16 protein-coding genes are annotated in these 17,960 nt (G+C 74.5%); 14 read left to right on the forward strand and 2 right to left on the reverse strand.

Going from position 1 to position 17,960, the window contains the following annotated elements:
- Positions 1 to 173 precede the first annotated feature (173 nt).
- Positions 174 to 2,885 (forward strand): DEAD/DEAH box helicase, encoded by a 2,712-nt coding sequence (locus LN652_RS13460; protein ID WP_230441134.1) that lies wholly within the window; start codon positions 174 to 176, stop codon positions 2,883 to 2,885.
- Complete coding sequence (locus LN652_RS13465) at positions 2,882 to 3,607, forward strand: SWIM zinc finger family protein (protein WP_230441135.1); 726 nt, start codon at positions 2,882 to 2,884, stop codon at positions 3,605 to 3,607. Before LN652_RS13460 ends, LN652_RS13465 begins: the two co-directional genes overlap by 4 nt.
- Before the next feature lie 233 nt (positions 3,608 to 3,840).
- Here LN652_RS13465 and LN652_RS13470 read toward each other — a convergent pair whose 3' ends face one another.
- On the reverse strand, positions 3,841 to 4,491 hold the full coding sequence (locus tag LN652_RS13470; RefSeq protein WP_230441136.1) for an SACE_7040 family transcriptional regulator: 651 nt from the start codon (positions 4,489 to 4,491) through the stop codon (positions 3,841 to 3,843).
- A gap of 223 nt (positions 4,492 to 4,714) precedes the next feature.
- On the opposite strand from LN652_RS13470, the gene LN652_RS13475 reads away from it, so the two are divergent.
- The 9 genes from LN652_RS13475 (at position 4,715) to LN652_RS13515 (ending at position 15,410) form a co-directional block, all read left to right on the forward strand.
- On the forward strand, positions 4,715 to 5,410 hold the full coding sequence (locus LN652_RS13475; RefSeq protein ID WP_456238063.1) for a response regulator transcription factor: 696 nt from the start codon (positions 4,715 to 4,717) through the stop codon (positions 5,408 to 5,410).
- Positions 5,407 to 6,594, forward strand: coding sequence for a sensor histidine kinase (locus LN652_RS13480; protein WP_230441137.1), 1,188 nt, complete (start codon positions 5,407 to 5,409; stop codon positions 6,592 to 6,594). Before LN652_RS13475 ends, LN652_RS13480 begins: the two co-directional genes overlap by 4 nt.
- A 19-nt stretch (positions 6,595 to 6,613) precedes the next feature.
- Complete coding sequence (locus LN652_RS13485; protein WP_456238064.1) at positions 6,614 to 8,203, forward strand: carboxyl transferase domain-containing protein; 1,590 nt, start codon at positions 6,614 to 6,616, stop codon at positions 8,201 to 8,203.
- 121 nt (positions 8,204 to 8,324) lie between these two features.
- Positions 8,325 to 10,259 (forward strand): ATP-binding protein, encoded by a 1,935-nt coding sequence (locus LN652_RS13490; RefSeq protein ID WP_230441138.1) that lies wholly within the window; start codon positions 8,325 to 8,327, stop codon positions 10,257 to 10,259.
- Positions 10,252 to 11,193, forward strand: a complete 942-nt coding sequence (locus LN652_RS13495) for a hydroxymethylglutaryl-CoA lyase (protein WP_230441139.1) — start codon at positions 10,252 to 10,254, stop codon at positions 11,191 to 11,193. Before LN652_RS13490 ends, LN652_RS13495 begins: the two co-directional genes overlap by 8 nt.
- A gap of 224 nt (positions 11,194 to 11,417) precedes the next feature.
- Positions 11,418 to 12,506, forward strand: a complete 1,089-nt coding sequence (locus LN652_RS13500) for a hypothetical protein (RefSeq protein ID WP_230441140.1) — start codon at positions 11,418 to 11,420, stop codon at positions 12,504 to 12,506.
- Positions 12,503 to 13,606 carry a hypothetical protein gene (locus LN652_RS13505; RefSeq protein ID WP_230441141.1) on the forward strand — a complete coding sequence of 368 codons (1,104 nt, stop codon included), beginning with the start codon at positions 12,503 to 12,505 and terminating at the stop codon, positions 13,604 to 13,606. The genes LN652_RS13500 and LN652_RS13505 overlap by 4 nt, the downstream gene beginning before the upstream one ends.
- Positions 13,603 to 14,793, forward strand: coding sequence for a hypothetical protein (locus tag LN652_RS13510; RefSeq protein WP_230441142.1), 1,191 nt, complete (start codon positions 13,603 to 13,605; stop codon positions 14,791 to 14,793). The genes LN652_RS13505 and LN652_RS13510 overlap by 4 nt, the downstream gene beginning before the upstream one ends.
- A gap of 53 nt (positions 14,794 to 14,846) precedes the next feature.
- The gene (locus LN652_RS13515; protein WP_230441143.1) at positions 14,847 to 15,410 is read left to right on the forward strand and encodes a GNAT family N-acetyltransferase; all 564 of its coding nucleotides are present in this window, start codon (positions 14,847 to 14,849) and stop codon (positions 15,408 to 15,410) included.
- 13 nt (positions 15,411 to 15,423) lie between these two features.
- Here LN652_RS13515 and LN652_RS13520 read toward each other — a convergent pair whose 3' ends face one another.
- Entirely contained in the window at positions 15,424 to 16,104 is a 681-nt protein-coding gene (locus tag LN652_RS13520) for an EcsC family protein (protein ID WP_230441144.1), read from the reverse strand.
- A gap of 62 nt (positions 16,105 to 16,166) precedes the next feature.
- On the opposite strand from LN652_RS13520, the gene aat reads away from it, so the two are divergent.
- The 3 genes from aat (at position 16,167) to LN652_RS13535 (ending at position 17,923) form a co-directional block, all read left to right on the forward strand.
- A complete protein-coding gene (gene aat, locus LN652_RS13525; protein ID WP_230441145.1) occupies positions 16,167 to 16,850 on the forward strand; it encodes a leucyl/phenylalanyl-tRNA--protein transferase in 684 nt (227 codons plus the stop codon).
- A 75-nt stretch (positions 16,851 to 16,925) separates the two neighbouring features.
- Positions 16,926 to 17,417 (forward strand): hypothetical protein, encoded by a 492-nt coding sequence (locus tag LN652_RS13530; protein ID WP_230441146.1) that lies wholly within the window; start codon positions 16,926 to 16,928, stop codon positions 17,415 to 17,417.
- A 116-nt stretch (positions 17,418 to 17,533) separates the two neighbouring features.
- Entirely contained in the window at positions 17,534 to 17,923 is a 390-nt protein-coding gene (locus LN652_RS13535; protein WP_230441147.1) for a hypothetical protein, read from the forward strand.
- Positions 17,924 to 17,960: the final 37 nt, after the last annotated feature.

Below are 17,960 nucleotides of genomic sequence, written 5' to 3' on the forward strand. Positions count from 1 at the left end.
ACGCTAACGCCCGGCGCCAGCGGCGGGGAACCGGGGAACCTGGGGAACGCCGTGTCGGTCCGGCGCGTTAGCGTCATCGTGCCCGCAGCCAGCGGTCACGGAAGGGTCCTCATGAGCGAGCGAAGCCGTGCGACTCGTGCCTCGTGCGCGCACCGGACGAAGCGAGCACGTGCATGAGCTTCGTACCGGTCACCGGTCCCGCCAGGCTGCTGGCGGGGGAGCCGCCCCGGGAGGGCTCGATCGAGTTCACCGACGCGCGGCGCACCATCGTGCTGCCGGTGCGCGGTGCGCTCCCGGTGCTCGCCAAGGTCCGCGACCACGACGACCTCCACCCCTCGGTCGCGCTGCTCGCGGGCGCGGCGCTGATGGGCCTCCAGCTCGTCGCGGCGGGCCGCTTCGCCCCCGAGCCGGGCGGGCGGCACTGGCAGGTCGCCGGCCTCGACGCCGACGACGAGCGCCGCATCGCCGACCTGGTGCGGGCCCGCTCCGGCGACGGCTCCGACCCCGCGACCGTCGAGGGCACCGTCCGCGCGCTGCTCGACGCCATAGCCGACACCGTGCCCCGCACCTCGCCGGCCGCCTCGCGCCACCGGGCCCGGGCGACCACCCGGCCCGCGGCGCCCGTGCGTCCCGACGACTTCAGCGACGCGCTCCAGCAGCGGATCGCCCGGATCCGCTCGCGCGGCCGCGACGACCGGCCCCAGCTCGTGTCGGTGTCGTTCCGGATCGAGGCCGACGAGGAGGAGCTGGTCGCCGGCGCCGTACGCCTCGTGACCCAGGTGCACGCGGTGGACAACGCCGCCCACGTCGCCGACGCCGTCGAGCTCTGGGAGGACACCGGACCCGACGCCGCCCACGGGTTCGGCGAGCGGGCGCGCACCCACGCCGCGATCGCGCTCCGGTCGGCCGCGGACGCCTGGCCGGTCCTGGAGCGGCTGCTCGACCTGCGCGTGCCCGACGAGATCACCCTCGACTCCGACGAGATCCTCTCGCTGCTCGACGGCGGCGCGACCGCGCTCGACGAGGCCGGCCACCAGGTGATGTGGCCGAAGTACCTCGACCGGGACGTCACCCAGCGCGTCGAGCTCGGCCGGCGGCAGTCGGCCGGCCCGCGGGAGGAGGCGCTGCACGACGGGCTCTTCGGGCCGCAAGCGCTCTTCGGCTTCGAGTGGCAGCTCTCGCTGCACGGCGACGAGCTGACCGAGGAGGAGATGGACGAGCTGGCCCGCACGACCAGCCCGATCATCAGGCTCCGCGACAACTGGGTCGCGGTCGACTCGGGCGTGATCAAGCGGGCGCGCAAGCGGCTGATCCGCACGGTCACCCCGGTCCAGGCGATCGCCGCCACCCTCACCGGCGTCGTCGACATCGAGGACGTGCCCTACGAGGCGGTCGTCGGCGCGAGCCTGCTGAAGGTCCGCGAGCGCCTCGCCGCAGCCACCACCGGCGAGCTGGTCGAGGTGCCCGCGGCCCTGCGGGCCGACCTCCGCGACTACCAGCGCCGCGGCCTGTCCTGGCTCGCCGAGCTCACCTCGCTCGGGCTCGGCGCCTGCCTGGCGGACGACATGGGCCTGGGCAAGACCATCACTGTCATCGCGCTCCACCTCCACCGCCGCGAGCGCGGCGCGAGCGGCCCGACGCTCGTGGTCTGCCCGGCGTCGCTGCTCGGCAACTGGGAGGCCGAGATCCGACGCTTCGCGCCCGGTGTCGCCGTACGCCGCCACCACGGCAGCGCCCGCGACCTCGACGACGTCGGGTCGGGCTTCGTGCTCACGACCTACGGCACCATGCGCAACGACGCCGCGATGCTCGCGGAGGTGCCGTGGGACCTCGTCGTCGCCGACGAGGCGCAGCACGTCAAGAACGCCCGCTCGGCCGCGGCCCGCGCGCTGCGGACCATCCCGAGCGCGGCCCGCGTGGCGCTGACCGGCACGCCCGTCGAGAACGACCTGACCGAGCTGTGGGCGATCCTGGACTGGGCGATCCCCGGGCTGCTCGGCAGCCGCAACGCCTTCCGCAAGGTGTGGGCCGGGCCGATCGAGTCCGGTCTCGAGCCGACCAAGGCGCGCCAGTTCGCCGACCTGGTCGGCCCGTTCCTGCTCCGCCGCCGCAAGTCCGACCCCGGCATCGCGCCCGAGCTGCCGCCCAAGACCGAGACCGACCACGTGCTGGGCCTGACCCGGGAGCAGGTCGTGCTCTACGAGACGCTCGTGCGCGAGTCGATGCGCCGCATCGAGGAGGCCGACGAGGAGACCCGTCGCGGGCTGGTGCTCGCGCTGCTCACCGGCCTGAAGCAGATCTGCAACCACCCGGCCCACTTCCTGCGCCAGACCAGCCCGCGGCTCCGGGGCCGCTCGGAGAAGCTCGACCTGCTCGACGAGCTGGTCGGGACGGTGGTGGCCGAGGACGGTGCCGTGCTGCTCTTCACCCAGTACGTCGCGATGGCGCGGCTCGTCGAGCGCCACCTCGCCACCACCGGCGTACCCCACCAGCTCCTGCACGGGGGGACCCCGGTGCGCGAGCGGGAGGCGATGGTCGCGCGCTTCCAGGCCGGCGAGGTCCCGGTCTTCCTGCTGTCGCTCAAGGCCGGCGGCACCGGCCTCAACCTGACCCGCGCCGACCACGTCATCCACGTCGACCGCTGGTGGAACCCCGCCGTCGAGGACCAGGCCACCGACCGCGCCCACCGGATCGGCCAGACCCGGCCGGTCCAGGTGCACCGGTTCGTCACCGAGGGCACCATCGAGGAGCGGATCGCCGAGCTGCTCGCCCGCAAGCGCTCGCTGGCCGACTCGGTGCTGGCGCGCGGCGAGGCGGCGCTCACCGAGCTCTCCGACGCCGAGCTCCGCGACCTCGTCGAGCTGAGATCCGGGCCGCGCCGATGACGACCCCCGACGGCCACGCGACCACCTACCCGCGCCTCGCGCCGCGGCGCGGCGCCGGCGGCGGCACCTGGTGGAGCAAGGCCGTGCTGCGGGCGGTCGAGGAGGCGGCGTTCGGCGAGAAGGAGCTGCGCGCCGGACGTGCGCTCGCCCGCGCCGGGGCGGTCGGCGCGATCACCGTCGCCGACGGGTCGGCGGTCGCCGCGGTCCACGACGGCGACGACGCCTTCACCGTCGAGGTGACCGTGCCGGTGCTCGACGAGGGCGACGCGGCGGCGTTCACCGAGCTGGTCGCCGCGGAGTCCGGGCGCGTCGCCGCCCTGCTCTCCGGCCAGCTGCCGCACGCGCTCGTCGAGGCGGTGGACGAGGCGGGCGTCGAGCTGCTGCCCTACGGCGGCGAGCTGGGCTCGGCCTGCTCCTGCGACTCCTGGCTCGACCCCTGCCCCCACGCGCTCGCGGTGCTGACCCAGCTCGCCTGGCTGATCCAGGCCGACCCCTTCGTGCTCACCCACCTGCGCGGCCTGCCGCGCGAGCGGGTGCTGCGCGAGCTGCACCGGATCACCCGACCGCGCGGCGCGCCCGCCGACCCCGACGGGGCTGCCGGGGCTGCCGGGGCTGCCGGGGATCGCGGGCCGGACGAGGTCGACGACCTGGCCGTCGCCGAGGAGGCCGCCGCGCGCGCCGCCCGACTGCTCGAGCTGGGCGCGGCAGCCGACACCTGGTGACGCCGCACGACGAGGCTCCCGTCCCCCGGCCCGGACGACGAGCCGCCGTTCCTCCCACCGCCAACCCCTCCGCCGGAGCTGTCTGAGGACGTCCTGCAGCCGAGAAGGGGTCATCCGCCTGCACCACGTCCTCAGATGACTCCCGACCGGTCCGGTCCGGGCCAGGCCACCCCAACCCGCGCCCGCCGGTTGCCAACCGGTGGGCGGCGCGCCACCGGGCCCGCCGCCGAGGGTCAGGAGAGCCCGAGCGCCCCGTGGGCCATCTCGCGCAGCACGTCGTGCAGCTGCGGGTCGGGGAGGCGGCCGGAGTGCGGGGTGGAGTTCAGCAGCCCGAAGAGCACGTGGGCGCGGGTGCGCGCGGCCTCCGGCGTGATGGCGGGGTCGAGCAGCCGCACCTGGTCGGCCCACACGTCGACGTACGCACGCTGCAGCGACCGCACCCGCTCGCGCGCCTCGTCGGGCAGGCTGCTCCAGTCGCGGTCCTGCACGACGATCAGCGCCCGGTGGTCGATGGCGAACTCGATGTGCCACTCCACCAGCGCCTCGAGCGCCGCGCGCGGGCCGTCGGCGCTCTCGACGCGGCGGCGCCCCTGTGACAGCAGTGTCTCGCTGATGGAGACGAGCATCTCGGCGAGCATCGCGTCCTTGGACTCGAAGTGCTTGTAGAGCGCGGGGCCGGAGATGCCGCACGCGGAGCCGAGCTCGGCGACGGAGACGCCGTGGAAGCCGCGGGCGGCGAACAGCTCGGCGGCGATGCCGAGGATCTGCTGCCGGCGCGGGGTCACGAGGTCGAGGTTAGTGGTGGTTAACCCGATCGGCGGCCACCGCCGCAGGGTGGACGGCGCGCGGCGCACCGGCGCCTCCCACACGGCGAGTGGAATCACGACGTCCTCCCCGGGGGTCGGCACGTGTGGCCGCTCCCCCCAGCGGCCACCGCGACCCCCACGGTCCGTGCCGACGCGGAGCATCCTGCCGTCCGCCGCAGTGGCGTGTCAGTGGTGCCAGCACCACCGCCCGACGGGCCGGTGGTCCCGGATCCGCCCCGGTCGTCCCAGGGTGGTGCCCGCCCCACCGACAGCAGGGCCCGTACGTGGCTACCCTGCCGCCATGGCTCCCATCCGCGTGGTCCTGGCCGAGGACGGGGACCTGCTGCGCGCCGGGGTGCTCGCCCTGCTGTCCGGCTTCGACGACATCGAGGTGGTCGCCACCGCGACCAGCCTGCCCGAGGTGCTGGCCGCCGTCGACCGGCACCGGCCCGACGTCCTGCTCACCGACATCCGGATGCCGCCCGACTTCACCGACGAGGGGATCCGCGCGGCCGCCCGCCTCCGGCGTACCCACCCGGACGTCGGCGTGGTGGCGCTGACCCAGTACTCCGACGTGGAGTACGCCCTCGACCTGGTGCGCGAGGGCAGCGACCGGCGCGGCTACCTGCTCAAGGAACGCGTCGCTGACGTCGACGAGCTGGTCTCCGCGCTGCGGACGGTCGCCGCCGGCGGCTCGGTGATCGACCAGATCGTGGTCGACGCGCTCGTGGCCACCGGCGCGCGCCACCAGGACTCGCTGCTCGACCGGCTCACGCCGCGCGAGCTGGAGGTGCTCGCGATGGTCGCGCGCGGGATGACGAACGCCGCGATCGCGACCGACCTCGTGGTGACCGACCGGGCGGTCGAGAAGCACATCAACTCGATCCTGACCAAGCTGGACCTGCCGGCCGACGCCCCCGTGCACCGCCGGGTGGCCGCCACGCTGGTGTTCCTCAGCGAGGCCGGCGTCGGCGGCGCGGTGGTGCCGCGCGGATGAGCCGGCTGCTCGCGGGCTGGGACGGCCTCGACCCCGCGCTGCGCTGGCTGCTGCGGATCAACCTGGTCGCGCTGACGACCGCCACGACCCTGCTCGCGGCGGCGTACTTCCTGGGCTTCAAGCACACGGCCGTGGAGATCGACCTCGGCGTCATGGCCACCTCGATCGTGATCATGCTGGTCACCCCGCCGCTGTGCCGGCGCTACGGCGCGACCGCCGCGATCGTCGGCCTCACCCTGTCGTCGCTGATCTTCGCGATCGGCGGCACGTGGGCGACGCCCAACCTCAGCCCGCTGACCGCGCTGCTGACGATGGTGCCGCTGCTGGTCGGCTTCCCGTACCTGTCCCGGCGGTGGATCCGCGCGCTGATGGTGGTGGCCGTGATCGGCAGCGCCTCGGTCGCGGCGCTGGGGGAGTGGCGGCGCGTGGACAACCTCAACGACTCCTGGTGGGTCAACGCGGTGGTGGTCGCCGCGTCGCTGCCGGCCGGCGTGGTGATCGTGGTCTACCTGGTGCGCGACGCCTACGTCCGGCTGCGCGACCAGGCCGACGAGCTCGCCGACTCCCGCACCCGCATCGTCGCGGTCGCCGACGCCGCGCGCCGCAGCCTCGAGCGCGACCTGCACGACGGCGCGCAGCAGCGGCTGCTCGCGATCAGCGTGACCGTCGAGCGCGCCCGCAAGGAGCTCCTCGCCGGACGCCACGACGGCGCCGCCCGGCTGCTCGACCAGGTGGCCGTCGACAACCGGGAGGTGCTGGTCGAGCTGCGCGAGCTGGCGCGCGGGATCTACCCGCCGCTGCTCGCCGAGCGCGGCCTGGTGGCGGCCCTGCAGGCGACCGCCCGGCGCGCCGCCGTCCCGGTGACGCTCGACGTCGCCGACGTCGAGCGGCACACCCAGCAGGTCGAGGCGGCGGCCTACTTCTGCATCCTCGAGGCGATGACCAACGCCGCCAAGCACGCGGGTGCCGGCGAGCTGCTCGTGGTCCTGCGCGGCCGGCCGCACCTGACCTTCCGCGTCACCGACAACGGGCGCGGCTTCGACCCGGCGCGCGTCACCCGCGGCGGGCTCGAGGGGATGGCGGCGCGGATGGAGGCCGCCGGCGGCACGCTGGTCCTCGACGCGGCGCCGGGACGCGGCACGACGGTGGTGGGCGAGTTCCCCGTACTGGACGCTGTGGGTTAACGATCGCTAACCTGAGGTGGTGCCCGACCCCCAGAACCCACCGTCCATGCGCGAGCTCGTCGACGACCTGCGTTCCCGGTTGGCCCGGGTGCGCGAGGGCGGGTCGGCGAGCGCGCGCCGCAAGCACACCGACCGCGGCAAGCTGCTGGTGCGCGACCGGGTCGACCGGCTGCTCGACCCCGGCAGCCCGTTCCTCGAGCTCGCGCCGCTCGCGGCGTACGGGATGTACGGCTCCGGCGAGGGCGACGACCACGCCGTCCCGTCCGCCGGCGTCGTGGCCGGCATCGGCCTGGTGTCGGGGCGCGAGTGCGTGGTCGTGGCCAACGACGCGACCGTCAAGGGCGGCACCTACTACCCGATGACGGTCAAGAAGCACCTGCGCGCCCAGGCGGTCGCCGCCGAGAACGGCCTGCCCTGCATCTACCTCGTCGACTCGGGCGGTGCGTTCCTGCCGATGCAGGACGAGGTGTTCCCCGACCGCGAGCACTTCGGCCGGATCTTCTTCAACCAGGCGACCATGTCGGCCAGGGGCATCCCGCAGATCGCCAGCGTGATGGGCTCCTGCACCGCCGGCGGGGCCTACGTCCCGGCGATGTCTGACGAGACGGTCATCGTGCGCAACCAGGGCACCATCTTCCTCGGCGGCCCGCCGCTGGTGAAGGCCGCGACCGGTGAGGTCGTCACGGCCGAGGACCTCGGCGGCGGCGACGTGCACGCCCGCACGTCGGGCGTCGTCGACCACCTCGCGGAGGACGACGCGCACGCGCTCGCGATCGTCCGCTCGATCGTCGACACCCTGCCGCCCGCGACCCCCGCACGCACCCCCGCCGCCGACGTCGAGGAGCCGCACGAGGCGCCCGAGACGATCTACGACGTGGTGCCCACGGACACCCGTACGCCCTACGACGTGCGCGAGGTGGTCCGCCGCGTGGTCGACGGCAGCCGGTTCCACGAGTTCAAGAAGCTCTACGGCGACACCCTGGTCTGCGGCTTCGCGCGGATCCACGGCTACGAGGTCGGGATCGTCGCCAACAACGGCATCCTGTTCAGCGAGTCGGCCCTCAAGGGCGCCCACTTCATCGAGCTGTGCAACCAGCGCGGCATCCCGCTGGTGTTCCTGCAGAACATCACCGGCTTCATGGTCGGGCGCGAGTACGAGAACAAGGGCATCGCCCGCGACGGCGCCAAGCTCGTCACTGCGGTCGCCTGCTCGGTGGTCCCGAAGTTCACCGTCGTCATCGGCGGCTCGTTCGGCGCCGGCAACTACGGCATGTGCGGTCGGGCCTACGACCCGCGCTTCCTGTGGATGTGGCCCAACGCCCGCATCTCGGTGATGGGCGGCGAGCAGGCCGCCGGCGTGCTGGCGACCGTGCGCCGCGACGGGATCGAGGCGCGCGGCGAGGAGTGGTCGGCCGAGGCCGAGGAGGGCTTCAAGGCCCCGATCCGCGAGCAGTACGAGACGCAGGGGTCGCCCTACTACGCCAGCGCCCGGCTCTGGGACGACGGCATCATCGACCCCGCCGACACCCGTCGCGTGCTCGGCATGGCGCTCGGCGCGACGTCGTACACCCCGATCCCCGAGCCGAAGTACGGGATCTTTCGTATGTGAGGCGCGCAGCGACGGGCGAGGAACGAGCGCGTCGCGTGGGCGCGACCAGGTTGAGCAAGCACCGCGACCGAGGCACGAGGTCGCGACGTGCGCGACGAAACCCACTGAAGGGAATCACCTCATGAACACCGTCTTGATCGCCAACCGCGGCGAGATCGCCCTCCGGGTCATGCGCACCGCGCACCGCCTGGGCTGGCGCACCGTCGCGATCCACACCGACCTCGACGCCCGGGCGCCGCACGTGCGCGCCGCGGACGTCGCGGTGCGGGTCGGCTCCTACCTCGACGTCGACGAGGTGGTGGCCGCGGCCCGCGAGTCGGGCGCCGGCTTCGTGCACCCCGGCTACGGCTTCCTCTCCGAGCGCGCGCCGTTCGCCCGCGCGCTGGCCGAGGCCGGCGTCACGCTGGTCGGCCCGTCAGCCGACGTGATGGACGCGATGGGCCGCAAGGACGCCGCCCGCGAGGTCGCGGTGGCCGCCGGCGTGCCGGTCGTGCCGTCGTACGCCCTGGCCGACGACCCCGCGTCGCTCGCCTACCCGGTGCTGGTCAAGGCCGCCGCCGGCGGTGGCGGCAAGGGGATGCGGGTGGTGCGCCGCGCCGCCGAGCTGCCCGAGGCGCGCGCCGCCGCGGCCCGGGAGGCCGCGAGCTCGTTCGGCGACGACACCCTGCTCATCGAGAAGTACGTCGAGTCCGGCCGGCACATCGAGGTCCAGGTCCTCGGCGACACCCACGGCACCGTGCTCCACTTCTTCGAGCGCGACTGCTCCACGCAGCGCCGTCACCAGAAGGTGCTGGAGGAGGCCCCCGCGCCGACGATCAGCGAGCAGCAGCGCGCCGCGATCACCTCGGCGGCCGTCGCGCTGGCCGAGCAGTGCGGCTACGTCGGCGCCGGCACGGTCGAGTTCCTCCTCGACAACGCGACCGGCGAGTTCTACTTCCTGGAGATGAACACCCGCCTCCAGGTCGAGCACCCGGTCACCGAGGAGGTCACCCGGGTCCGCGGCGAGCGGGTCGACCTCGTCGAGCTGCAGCTGCGCGTCGCGACCGGCGAGCCGCTCCGCATCGCCCAGGACGACGTCACCCTCGAGGGCCACGCGATCGAGGCCCGGGTCTATGCCGAGGACTCCTTCCACGGCTTCCTCCCGCAGGCCGGCCGGACCTCGATCGTCCGGTGGCCACACTCGCTGGTCGAGGAAGGTGCGCAGCGCCTGTCTCGAGACCCGCTCGTCCGCGTCGACCACGCGCTGGAGCCGGGCCAGGAGGTCTCCACCTCCTACGACCCGATGCTCGGCAAGGTGATCGCGTGGGGCGCCGACCGCGAGGCGGCCCGCCACGCGCTGGTCGGTGCGCTGGAGGAGACGGCGGTCCTCGGCATCACCACCAACACCGGCTTCCTGCGGGTGCTGGCGGAGTCCGACGAGTTCCGCGACTGCGCCATCGACACCGCGTGGCTCGACCGCCACGAGGTCCCCGAGCCCGACCCCGGGCCGGCCCGCGTGCTCGGCGCGTGGACCGAGGTGCTCCTCGACACCGCCGGCCGCTCGTCGGGCCCGTGGCGGGCCGACGGCTGGCGGATGGGTGCCGACCCCGCGCCCGACCCCGTCGTCCTCGGCGACACCCTCGTCGTGGTCGACCGTCACCGGGGCCGGGTCGACGACCACGTCGTCGAGATGGTCTCGGCCGAGGACCACACCGTCCACCTCGTCGTCGACGGCGTCCCGGAGCACGCGGTGCTCGACGTGCAGCGGGACTTCGTCGAGGTCTCGCACCGCGGCCAGCGCTGGGTCTGGGAGCGCCCCGACCCGTTCGGCGACCACGCTGCGGCGGCCGGCGACGGCACGCTGCTCGCGCCGATGCCCGGGACCGTCCTCGCGGTCGACGTCGCCGAGGGCCAGACCGTCGCCGAGGGCGAGACGCTGGGCGTCATGGAGGCGATGAAGATGGAGCTCGCGCTCAAGGCGCCCTTCGCCGGCACGGTCACCACGGTCGGCGCGGCGGCCGGCGACCTCGTCAAGCTCGGTGCCGCGCTGTTCGTCGTGGAGCCGTCCGATGGGTGACCGCACGCCGGGGCTGCCGATGACCGTCCGCGCCGACGGGCTGCCGTCGGCGGTCACGATCTACGAGGTCGGCCCCCGCGACGGCCTGCAGAACGAGCAGGCGATCGTCCCGGTCGCCGTGAAGGCGGAGTTCGTCCGCCGCCTGGTGGCGGCCGGGCTCCCGGTCGTCGAGGCGACGTCGTTCGTCCACCCCCGCTGGGTGCCCCAGCTGGCCGACGCCGCCGAGCTGATGGCCGAGCTCGGCGAGGCCGGACGCCACCTGCCGGTGCTGGTGCCCAACGAGCGTGGCCTCGACCGGGCGCTCGAGCTCGGCCTCGAGCACGTCGCGATCTTCGGCAGCGCGACCGAGACCTTCGCCGCGAAGAACCTCAACCGCACCTTCGACGAGCAGTTCGCGATGTTCGAGCCCACCGTCGCCCGCGCCCGCGAGGCCGGGATGGACGTCCGGGCGTACGTCTCCATGTGCTTCGGCGACCCGTGGGAGGGTGCGGTGCCGCTCGCGCAGGTCGTCGCCGCCGGCACCCGGCTGCTCGACCTCGGCGCCTCCCAGCTCAGCCTGGGCGACACCATCGGGGTCGCGACCGCCGGCCACGTGAAGGCGCTCGTCGCGGCGTTCGCCGACGCCGGCGTCGGCGTCGACCGGCTCGCCATGCACTTCCACGACACCTACGGCCAGGCGCTCGCCAACACCCACTCGGCGCTGGAGGCGGGCATCACCACCTTCGACGCGAGCGCCGGCGGCCTCGGCGGCTGCCCCTACGCGAAGTCGGCGACCGGCAACCTCGCCACCGAGGACCTGGTCTGGATGCTCACCGGTCTCGGGATCGAGCACGGGGTCGACCTCGACGCGGTCGTCGCGACCAGCGTCTGGATGGCCGGCGAGCTCGGCCGGCCGAGCCCCAGCGCCGTCGTGCGCGCCCTCGGCTCCGCCTGACGCCCGACGTCCGGCACCGTCGAGGTCCGACCGGCGCCCGAGGGTGGCGGCACACGACATCGGCGGGGCGAGGGTGGCGGCACACGACACCGGCGGGGCGCGTACGGGTGTCGTGTGCCGCCACGATGGGCGGACGGGTGTCGTGTGCCGCCACCGTGGGGCGGCCCGGCCCCTTCGGCCAGCCGCTTCCCGCCGGCCCGCCGGGCTCGGGCACAATCAGCCCCATGAGTCGCGTCGTCCACCTGCACATCGGGGCTCCCAAGACCGGCACGACGTACCTCCAGGACCGGCTCCGGCTCAACACCGCCGGACTGGCGAAGCACGGCGTGACCATCCCGGCGACCCGGCCCGGCCAGACGGACATGTTCCACTTCCGCGCCGCGCTCGACCTCCTCGACCAGGACTGGGGCGGCGCGCCCGGCCACGCCAAGGGCGCCTGGGACGCGATGCTGCGCCGCGTCGACCGCGCCGAGGGCAACGTGGTGATCAGCCACGAGATCCTCGCCGGCGCCAAGCCCGACAAGATCGCGAAGGCGATGAACGACCTCGCCGACCACGAGGTCCACGTCGTCTACTCCGCGCGCGACCTGGCCCGCCAGATGCCGGCGGCCTGGCAGGAGTCGATCAAGCAGGGCCGCACGTGGAGCTTCCGGCGCTTCATCAACCGCTACGAGGGCGGCCGCACGTTCTTCTTCCGCCAGGCGCTCGACCTGCCCGAGGTCCTCACCGCGTGGGGCGCCAAGCTGCCGCCGGAGCGGATCCACGTGGTCACCGTCCCGCACGACCGCGGCCCCAACGGCGACGAGCTCTGGCTGCGCTTCTGCCGCGCGTTCGGCATCGACCCGGCGTGGGCGCCGCTCGACTCCGAGCGCGACAACCGCTCCCTCGGCATCGCCGAGACGTCCCTGCTGCGCAAGCTCAACCGTCGCCTCGAGCTCGGCGTGCACCGCGACCCGGTCTACGACAACCTGATCCGCGAGCTGCTCGCCCAGGAGGTGCTGGTGGCCCGCGACGCGTGGCCGGTGCAGCTGCCGCCCGAGCGCTACGACCTCGCCGAGCAGCAGGGGGAGCGCTGGATCGAGTGGATCCGGGGCAGCGGCGTCGACGTCGTCGGCGACCTCGACGACCTGCGCCCGCGCCGCCCCGGCGCGGACGATGAGTGGCGCAACCCCGACCGGGTGCGCGCCAAGCTCGAGCTCGGCGCGGCCCTCGACGCGCTCGCGGTGATGACGCGCGAGGCGGCCGAGAGCCGGGCACGGTCGTCGCTGGGCGGAAAGCTCCGCACCACGGCCCGTCGGCTGCGCGACCGTTGAGCGGCCGCGCCCACGCGTGGGTCGCGCACCTGCGCGAGGGGGGTACGACGCCGTGGCGGGACTGGACCGCCACGACCGAGCGCGCGGCCGGTCCGCTGCCCGGCGCCCAGCAGCTCGAGCTGCTGCGCCGGATCAACCTCGCCGGTGCCGCCGCGCCCGGCCTCGCCGACCGGGTGCTCGCCACGCCCGCCGCCGGCCGCGGGAAGGCCGACCTCCCGCTCCTCGGTGAGGCGACCCCCGACTTCGGACCGCGGCCGGTCGACCCCGCCTCGGTCAGCGCCCACGAGCTGCTGCGGGTGGCGAGCGTGCTGCTCGCCGACGACCTGGTCGCGCTCGGGCCCGACCCGGTCGCGAGCGCGTGGGCCCGGCCCTGGCGTCGGCGCTTCCGGCTCGTCGGCGACCCCGTCACCGTGACCGCGCTGCGCGCCGACCTGCTCGCCCGCGGACGACCCGAGGGCGGCTCCCGGCCGTTCGTCGTCGCGGTGGCCCAGCCGCTCGACGAGCTGCTGGCCCGCACCTGGACCCAGCGCTGCTTCGAGACCGGCACCAAGCCGTGGCCGGAGTGGCTGCGGTTCTGGCGCGAGCGCGACCAGCTCCCGGCCCGCGCCGACCTCGTCGACTCGGTGCGCCGCTGGCACGGCCGCCGGGCGCTGGTGCGGGTCGTGACCGACGTCGAGCGGCTGCCGCGGCAGGTCGGCGTACGCCACCTCCCGACCGTGGCGGTGCCGGGCGCGGACCAGGCCGAGCTGGCCCGGCGCGTGGCCGCGGTGGTGGGCCTGAAGGTCCCCGCCGAGCAGCGGCCGGCCCTGATGCGCACCCTGCAGCACCGGATGCCGGGCAGCGACGTCGCGCCGATCGCGGTGCCGGACCGGCACCGCGACTGGGTGGCGGCCGCGTCGGCACGCGAGACCCGGGCGATCGCACGGGCTGGCTACCCTGTGGTCGGCGACCTCGCCGACCTCGAGCCGAGGGCCGGGGGCGCGACGGCGCCCGGCGCGTCGGACGGGCAGGTGCTCGACCTGGCCCTCCGGATGGTCGTCGACACCGGGTGGCGTGCGACCGGCGCACGCGGACGGACCGAAGGGCAGGTGGAGCGGTGAGCAGGCGGGTGCTGCTGCACGTGGGCTGCCCGAAGACCGGCACGTCCTACCTCCAGGACGTGCTCTTCCGCAACCAGGCGCTGCTGCGCGAGCACGACGTGCTCTACGCCGCCGACCGCTTCGACGCCCACTTCCTCGCCGCCCTCGACCTGATGACCCTGCCCTGGGGCGGCCTGGAGACCGAGGCCGTCGGTGCCTGGGACCGGCTCGCCGCGCAGGTCCGCGACTGGCACGGCACGGCGATCATCAGCCACGAGATCTTCGCGCGGGCCACGCCCACGCAGGTCTCCCGGGCGCTGGCCTCCCTCGGCGACGCCGAGGTGCACCTCGTGCTCTCCGCCCGCGACCTGGTCCGCCAGGTGCCGGCCGAGTGGCAGGAGAACGTCAAGCACCGCAGCCACATCACCTACGCGGCGTTCCTCGACACCATCCGCGACCCCGCCCGGGACTCCAAGATCGGCTCGTGGTTCTGGGCCGTGCAGGAGGTGCCCGACATCCTCGACCGCTGGGGCGCCACCCTGCCGCCGGAGCGGGTGCACCTGGTGACGGTGCCGCCGCCCGGGTCCGACCGGGGCGAGCTGTGGCGGCGGTTCTCCCGCACGTTCGGCCTCGACGACCTCCCGCTCGACCTCACCGCCGAGCGCGAGAACCCCTCGCTCGGGGTGCCCGAGACGTCGCTGCTGCGCACCATCAACCAGCGCGTCACCTCGATCATCGCGCCGCCCGACTACCGTCCGCTGGTCCGCGAGGTGCTGGCCCACCAGACCCTGTCGCAGAGCGTGTCCTCCGCCCGCCTCGGCCTCTCCCCCGACGACCACGCCTGGGCGCGCGACCTCTCGACCCGCTGGGTGGAGACGCTCCGCGCGCGCGGCTACGACGTGGCCGGCGACCTCGACGACCTGGTCGGGCCGGAGGCCGGCGAGTTCGCCGACCCCGACGCGGCCACCGCCGACCAGCTGCTGCCGCCCGCGCTCGACGCGATCAGCGCTCTGCTGGTCGAGGCCGCGCGCCTGCGGGCGGTCGAGGAGCGTCTGCACGAGGAGCTCCGCGAGGCCCGCGAGGCGGCCGACCGCGCGCACGCCGGCCCCGGGCACCGGGTCCGGCGCAGGATCGTCACCACGCTGGAGGACAGCGCAGCCGGACGCGGGACCCTCGACGCCTACCGCCGGGTGCGGCGCCGCGGCTGAGCCCGGACGAAACCCGGTGGCCCGACCGGTGCCGGGCTGCGAGGCTCGACGCCATGCACCCGAGCCCCTGGCCCGTCCGCGTCCACGACCTGCTCCTGCGTGACCCCGTCGAGGCCGACACCGAGGCCCTGCTCGCCTTCCGCAACGACCCCGACGTCAACCGGTTCATGGTCCACACCCACGTCGACCCCGACGACCTGCGCCGCGACCTGCGCGGCCTGGCGGACAGCGCGACCGACCACACCTGCGTCGTCGAGCGCGACGGCGGCGTGGTCGCCATCGGCTTCCTCGAGGTGGTCGACGGGCCGGGGCAGCCCGGCGCCCCGACCGGGACCGACGGCCTGATCGGCTACGTCGTCGACCCGCGGCACGCGCGGCAGGGGATCGGCCGGGCGACGGCGCACGAGCTGCTCCGCGCCTGCTTCGAGCGGCTCGGGCTGCGCCGGGTCAGCGCGGCGGCGTACGCCGACAACCCGGCGTCGGTGCGCATCCTCGAGGCCGTCGGGATGCGGCGCGAGCGGCTGTCACGCCAGGCTCTGTGGCACGCCGAGCTCGGCTGGATCGACGAGGTCGGCTACGCCGTGCTCGCCGAGGAGTGGGCGGCGCGGCCGGCCTGACCCGGCGCCGGCGTCAGGTGCGACGGCGCACGAGCAGCTCGCGGTCGGCGTAGCGCCCGACCTTCCAGGTGGCGAACCCGTCGGCGCCCGCGCCGACCACGCCGCCGACGACCGGCACCCGGCGCCCGACGGTCGTGGCGAGCCGCTTGCCGACCACGCGGGTGAAGATGTCGGAGGCCACCACCGAGGCGATCGTGCCGTCGAGCGACGGGTCGTGGACCGGCGCGGTGGCCAGCGCCATCGGGGTCGCGGGCAGCTTCTTGGCCTTCACCATCTCGGTGACGGTCTCCTCACCGAGCAGCAGCGCGAGGACCGCGTTGCGCACCCGCGGGTCGGTGAGGTCGTGCCCACGCAGGTGGGCGATGCCGGCGGCCATCCGGCACTGGATGATCGCCAGCCCGGTGACGTTGGCCGGGATCGCGAGCGTCGCGGTGACGAGGCCGCCGACGTTGGTCGCGAAGCCCTGGGCGCCGGCGATCCGGACGTTGTTCTCGATGACCTCGTGGATCGCGCGCTCGACGTCCCCGCGCTGCTCGCGCAGCTGCTTGTCGGCAGCCTCGGCGGCGGGGGCGAGCGGACCGATGCCGTCGATCGCGCGGTTCAGCGCCTCACGGACGAACCCGGTGCTGAGACCGGGCGTGAGCTCCTGGATCCTCGGCGCGAGCTGGCGCCCCACCGTCTGCTTCAGGCCCATGGCCCGATCCTACGGTCCGTGCCGCAGCCCCGGGCGGGTCGTTGTTCGCTACGGTGCGAGACGTGCCCCTCGCCCCCGATCCGACGCCGTGGGCGTTCCCGCACCACACGACGTGGGACCCCGACGACGACCTGGTCGCGCTCGGCGCGGACCTGGAGGCCGGCACGCTGCTCACCGCCTACGCCCTGGGCCTGTTCCCGATGCCGGTGACGCTCGAGCGCGAGGAGCTGGGCTGGTTCTCGCCGGTCGAGCGCGGTGTGCTGCCCGTCGGGGGGATGAAGGTGTCGCGCTCGCTGCGCCGGGCCGCGCGGACCTTCGAGATCCGGGTCGACACCGCCTTCGACGAGGTCGTCGCCGGGTGCGGCAGCCCGGACCGCCCGGACGGCTGGATCACCCCGGACTTCGCCCGGGCGTACGGGCGCCTGCACCGGCTCGGCTGGGCCCACTCGGTCGAGGCCTGGCGCGACGGCCGGCTCGCCGGGGGCCTGTACGGCGTGTGCATCGGCGGCCTGTTCGCCGGGGAGTCGATGTTCCACCGCGAGCGCGACGCCTCCAAGGTCGCCCTGCTCGGCCTCGTCGAGCTGCTGGGCGACGAGCACGCCGACGAGCGGGTGCTCGACGTGCAGTGGCAGACCCCGCACCTGGCCACGCTCGGCGTGGTGCGGCGGCCGCGCGCGGAGTACCTCGAGTCCCTCGCGGTGGCGCTCCGGCTGCCGCCGCCGGCCCGGCTCGGAATGGACGATTGACCGGCGCCACGACAGGGTAGGGACCCTGAGCCACTCGGTGACGCGACCGTCGCGTCCCAGCGAAGGGGGAACCCGATGACCGTCCGCACCCGCCTCTCCACCTCCGCCGCCGTCCTGCTGGTCGGCGCCGTGACCGCGGCGTGCGGGGGCTCCGGCGGTGGCGCACCGGAGAGCGCCAGCAAGGACGACTTCTGCAAGGCCCAGACCAGCCTGTTCACCGACCTCGACATCGACCTGACCGACCCCGAGGCGGGGCTGCCGTCGGAGAAGGAGATGGCCGACGCGATGCACCGGTGGGCCGACAAGATCTCCGAGGTCGGCACCCCCGAGGGGATCTCCGACGAGGCCCGCGACGGGTTCGAGGAGACGGTGAAGGCCGCGCAGGACATCTCCGAGGCCGACCTGAAGTCCCCCGACCTCGACGCCCTCGAGGCCGACATGTCGGAGAGCGCGAAGAAGAACGTCGAGGCGTTCTCGACCTACGTCACCGACACCTGCGGGTCGATGTTCGGCGACCTCGAGATGCCCGAGGTGCCGGACCTCTCGGAGACCCCCGAGGCCGGCTGAGCGTCCCGGCCGGCGTCCCGGCCCGCTCGGCGGGCTGGCGCGGAACCGCCCGCGATCCCCGGTGCCCGCGTACCATCGCAACCACGACGTGCAGAGGACTCGAGAGGCAGGCGCCCGTGGCGATCACCCGTGAAGGCAAGATCTGCTCCTTCTGCGCGACCCCGGGAGGTCCCGGCACCGACGTCGCGCTGGTCGGTGGACTCGGTGCGCAGATCTGCGTCGGCTGCCTGGACCACTTCCACGCGATCGTGCACGACACCGACCGCCTGGCCACCGCCAGGCGCGGCATGCCGTGGGACACCATGCCGGAGACCGAGCTGCTCGCCACGCTCCCGCAGATCCTCGCCTCGGCCGAGCAGAACGCCGAGTTCGCCCAGGAGTGGGTCGAGATGCTGCGCCAGCGCGGGGTGACCTGGGCCGAGATCGGCCGGGTCCTCGGCGTCTCCCGGCAGGCCGCCTGGGAGCGGTTCGCGAAAAAGCCGTCGAAGAAGAGGGCAACTGCGTGACAGGATCGACCGACGTCAAGGTAGACTTGACGTCAGT

The sequence above is a fragment of the Nocardioides okcheonensis genome, from assembly GCF_020991065.1.
GTDB lineage: Bacteria > Actinomycetota > Actinomycetes > Propionibacteriales > Nocardioidaceae > Nocardioides > Nocardioides okcheonensis.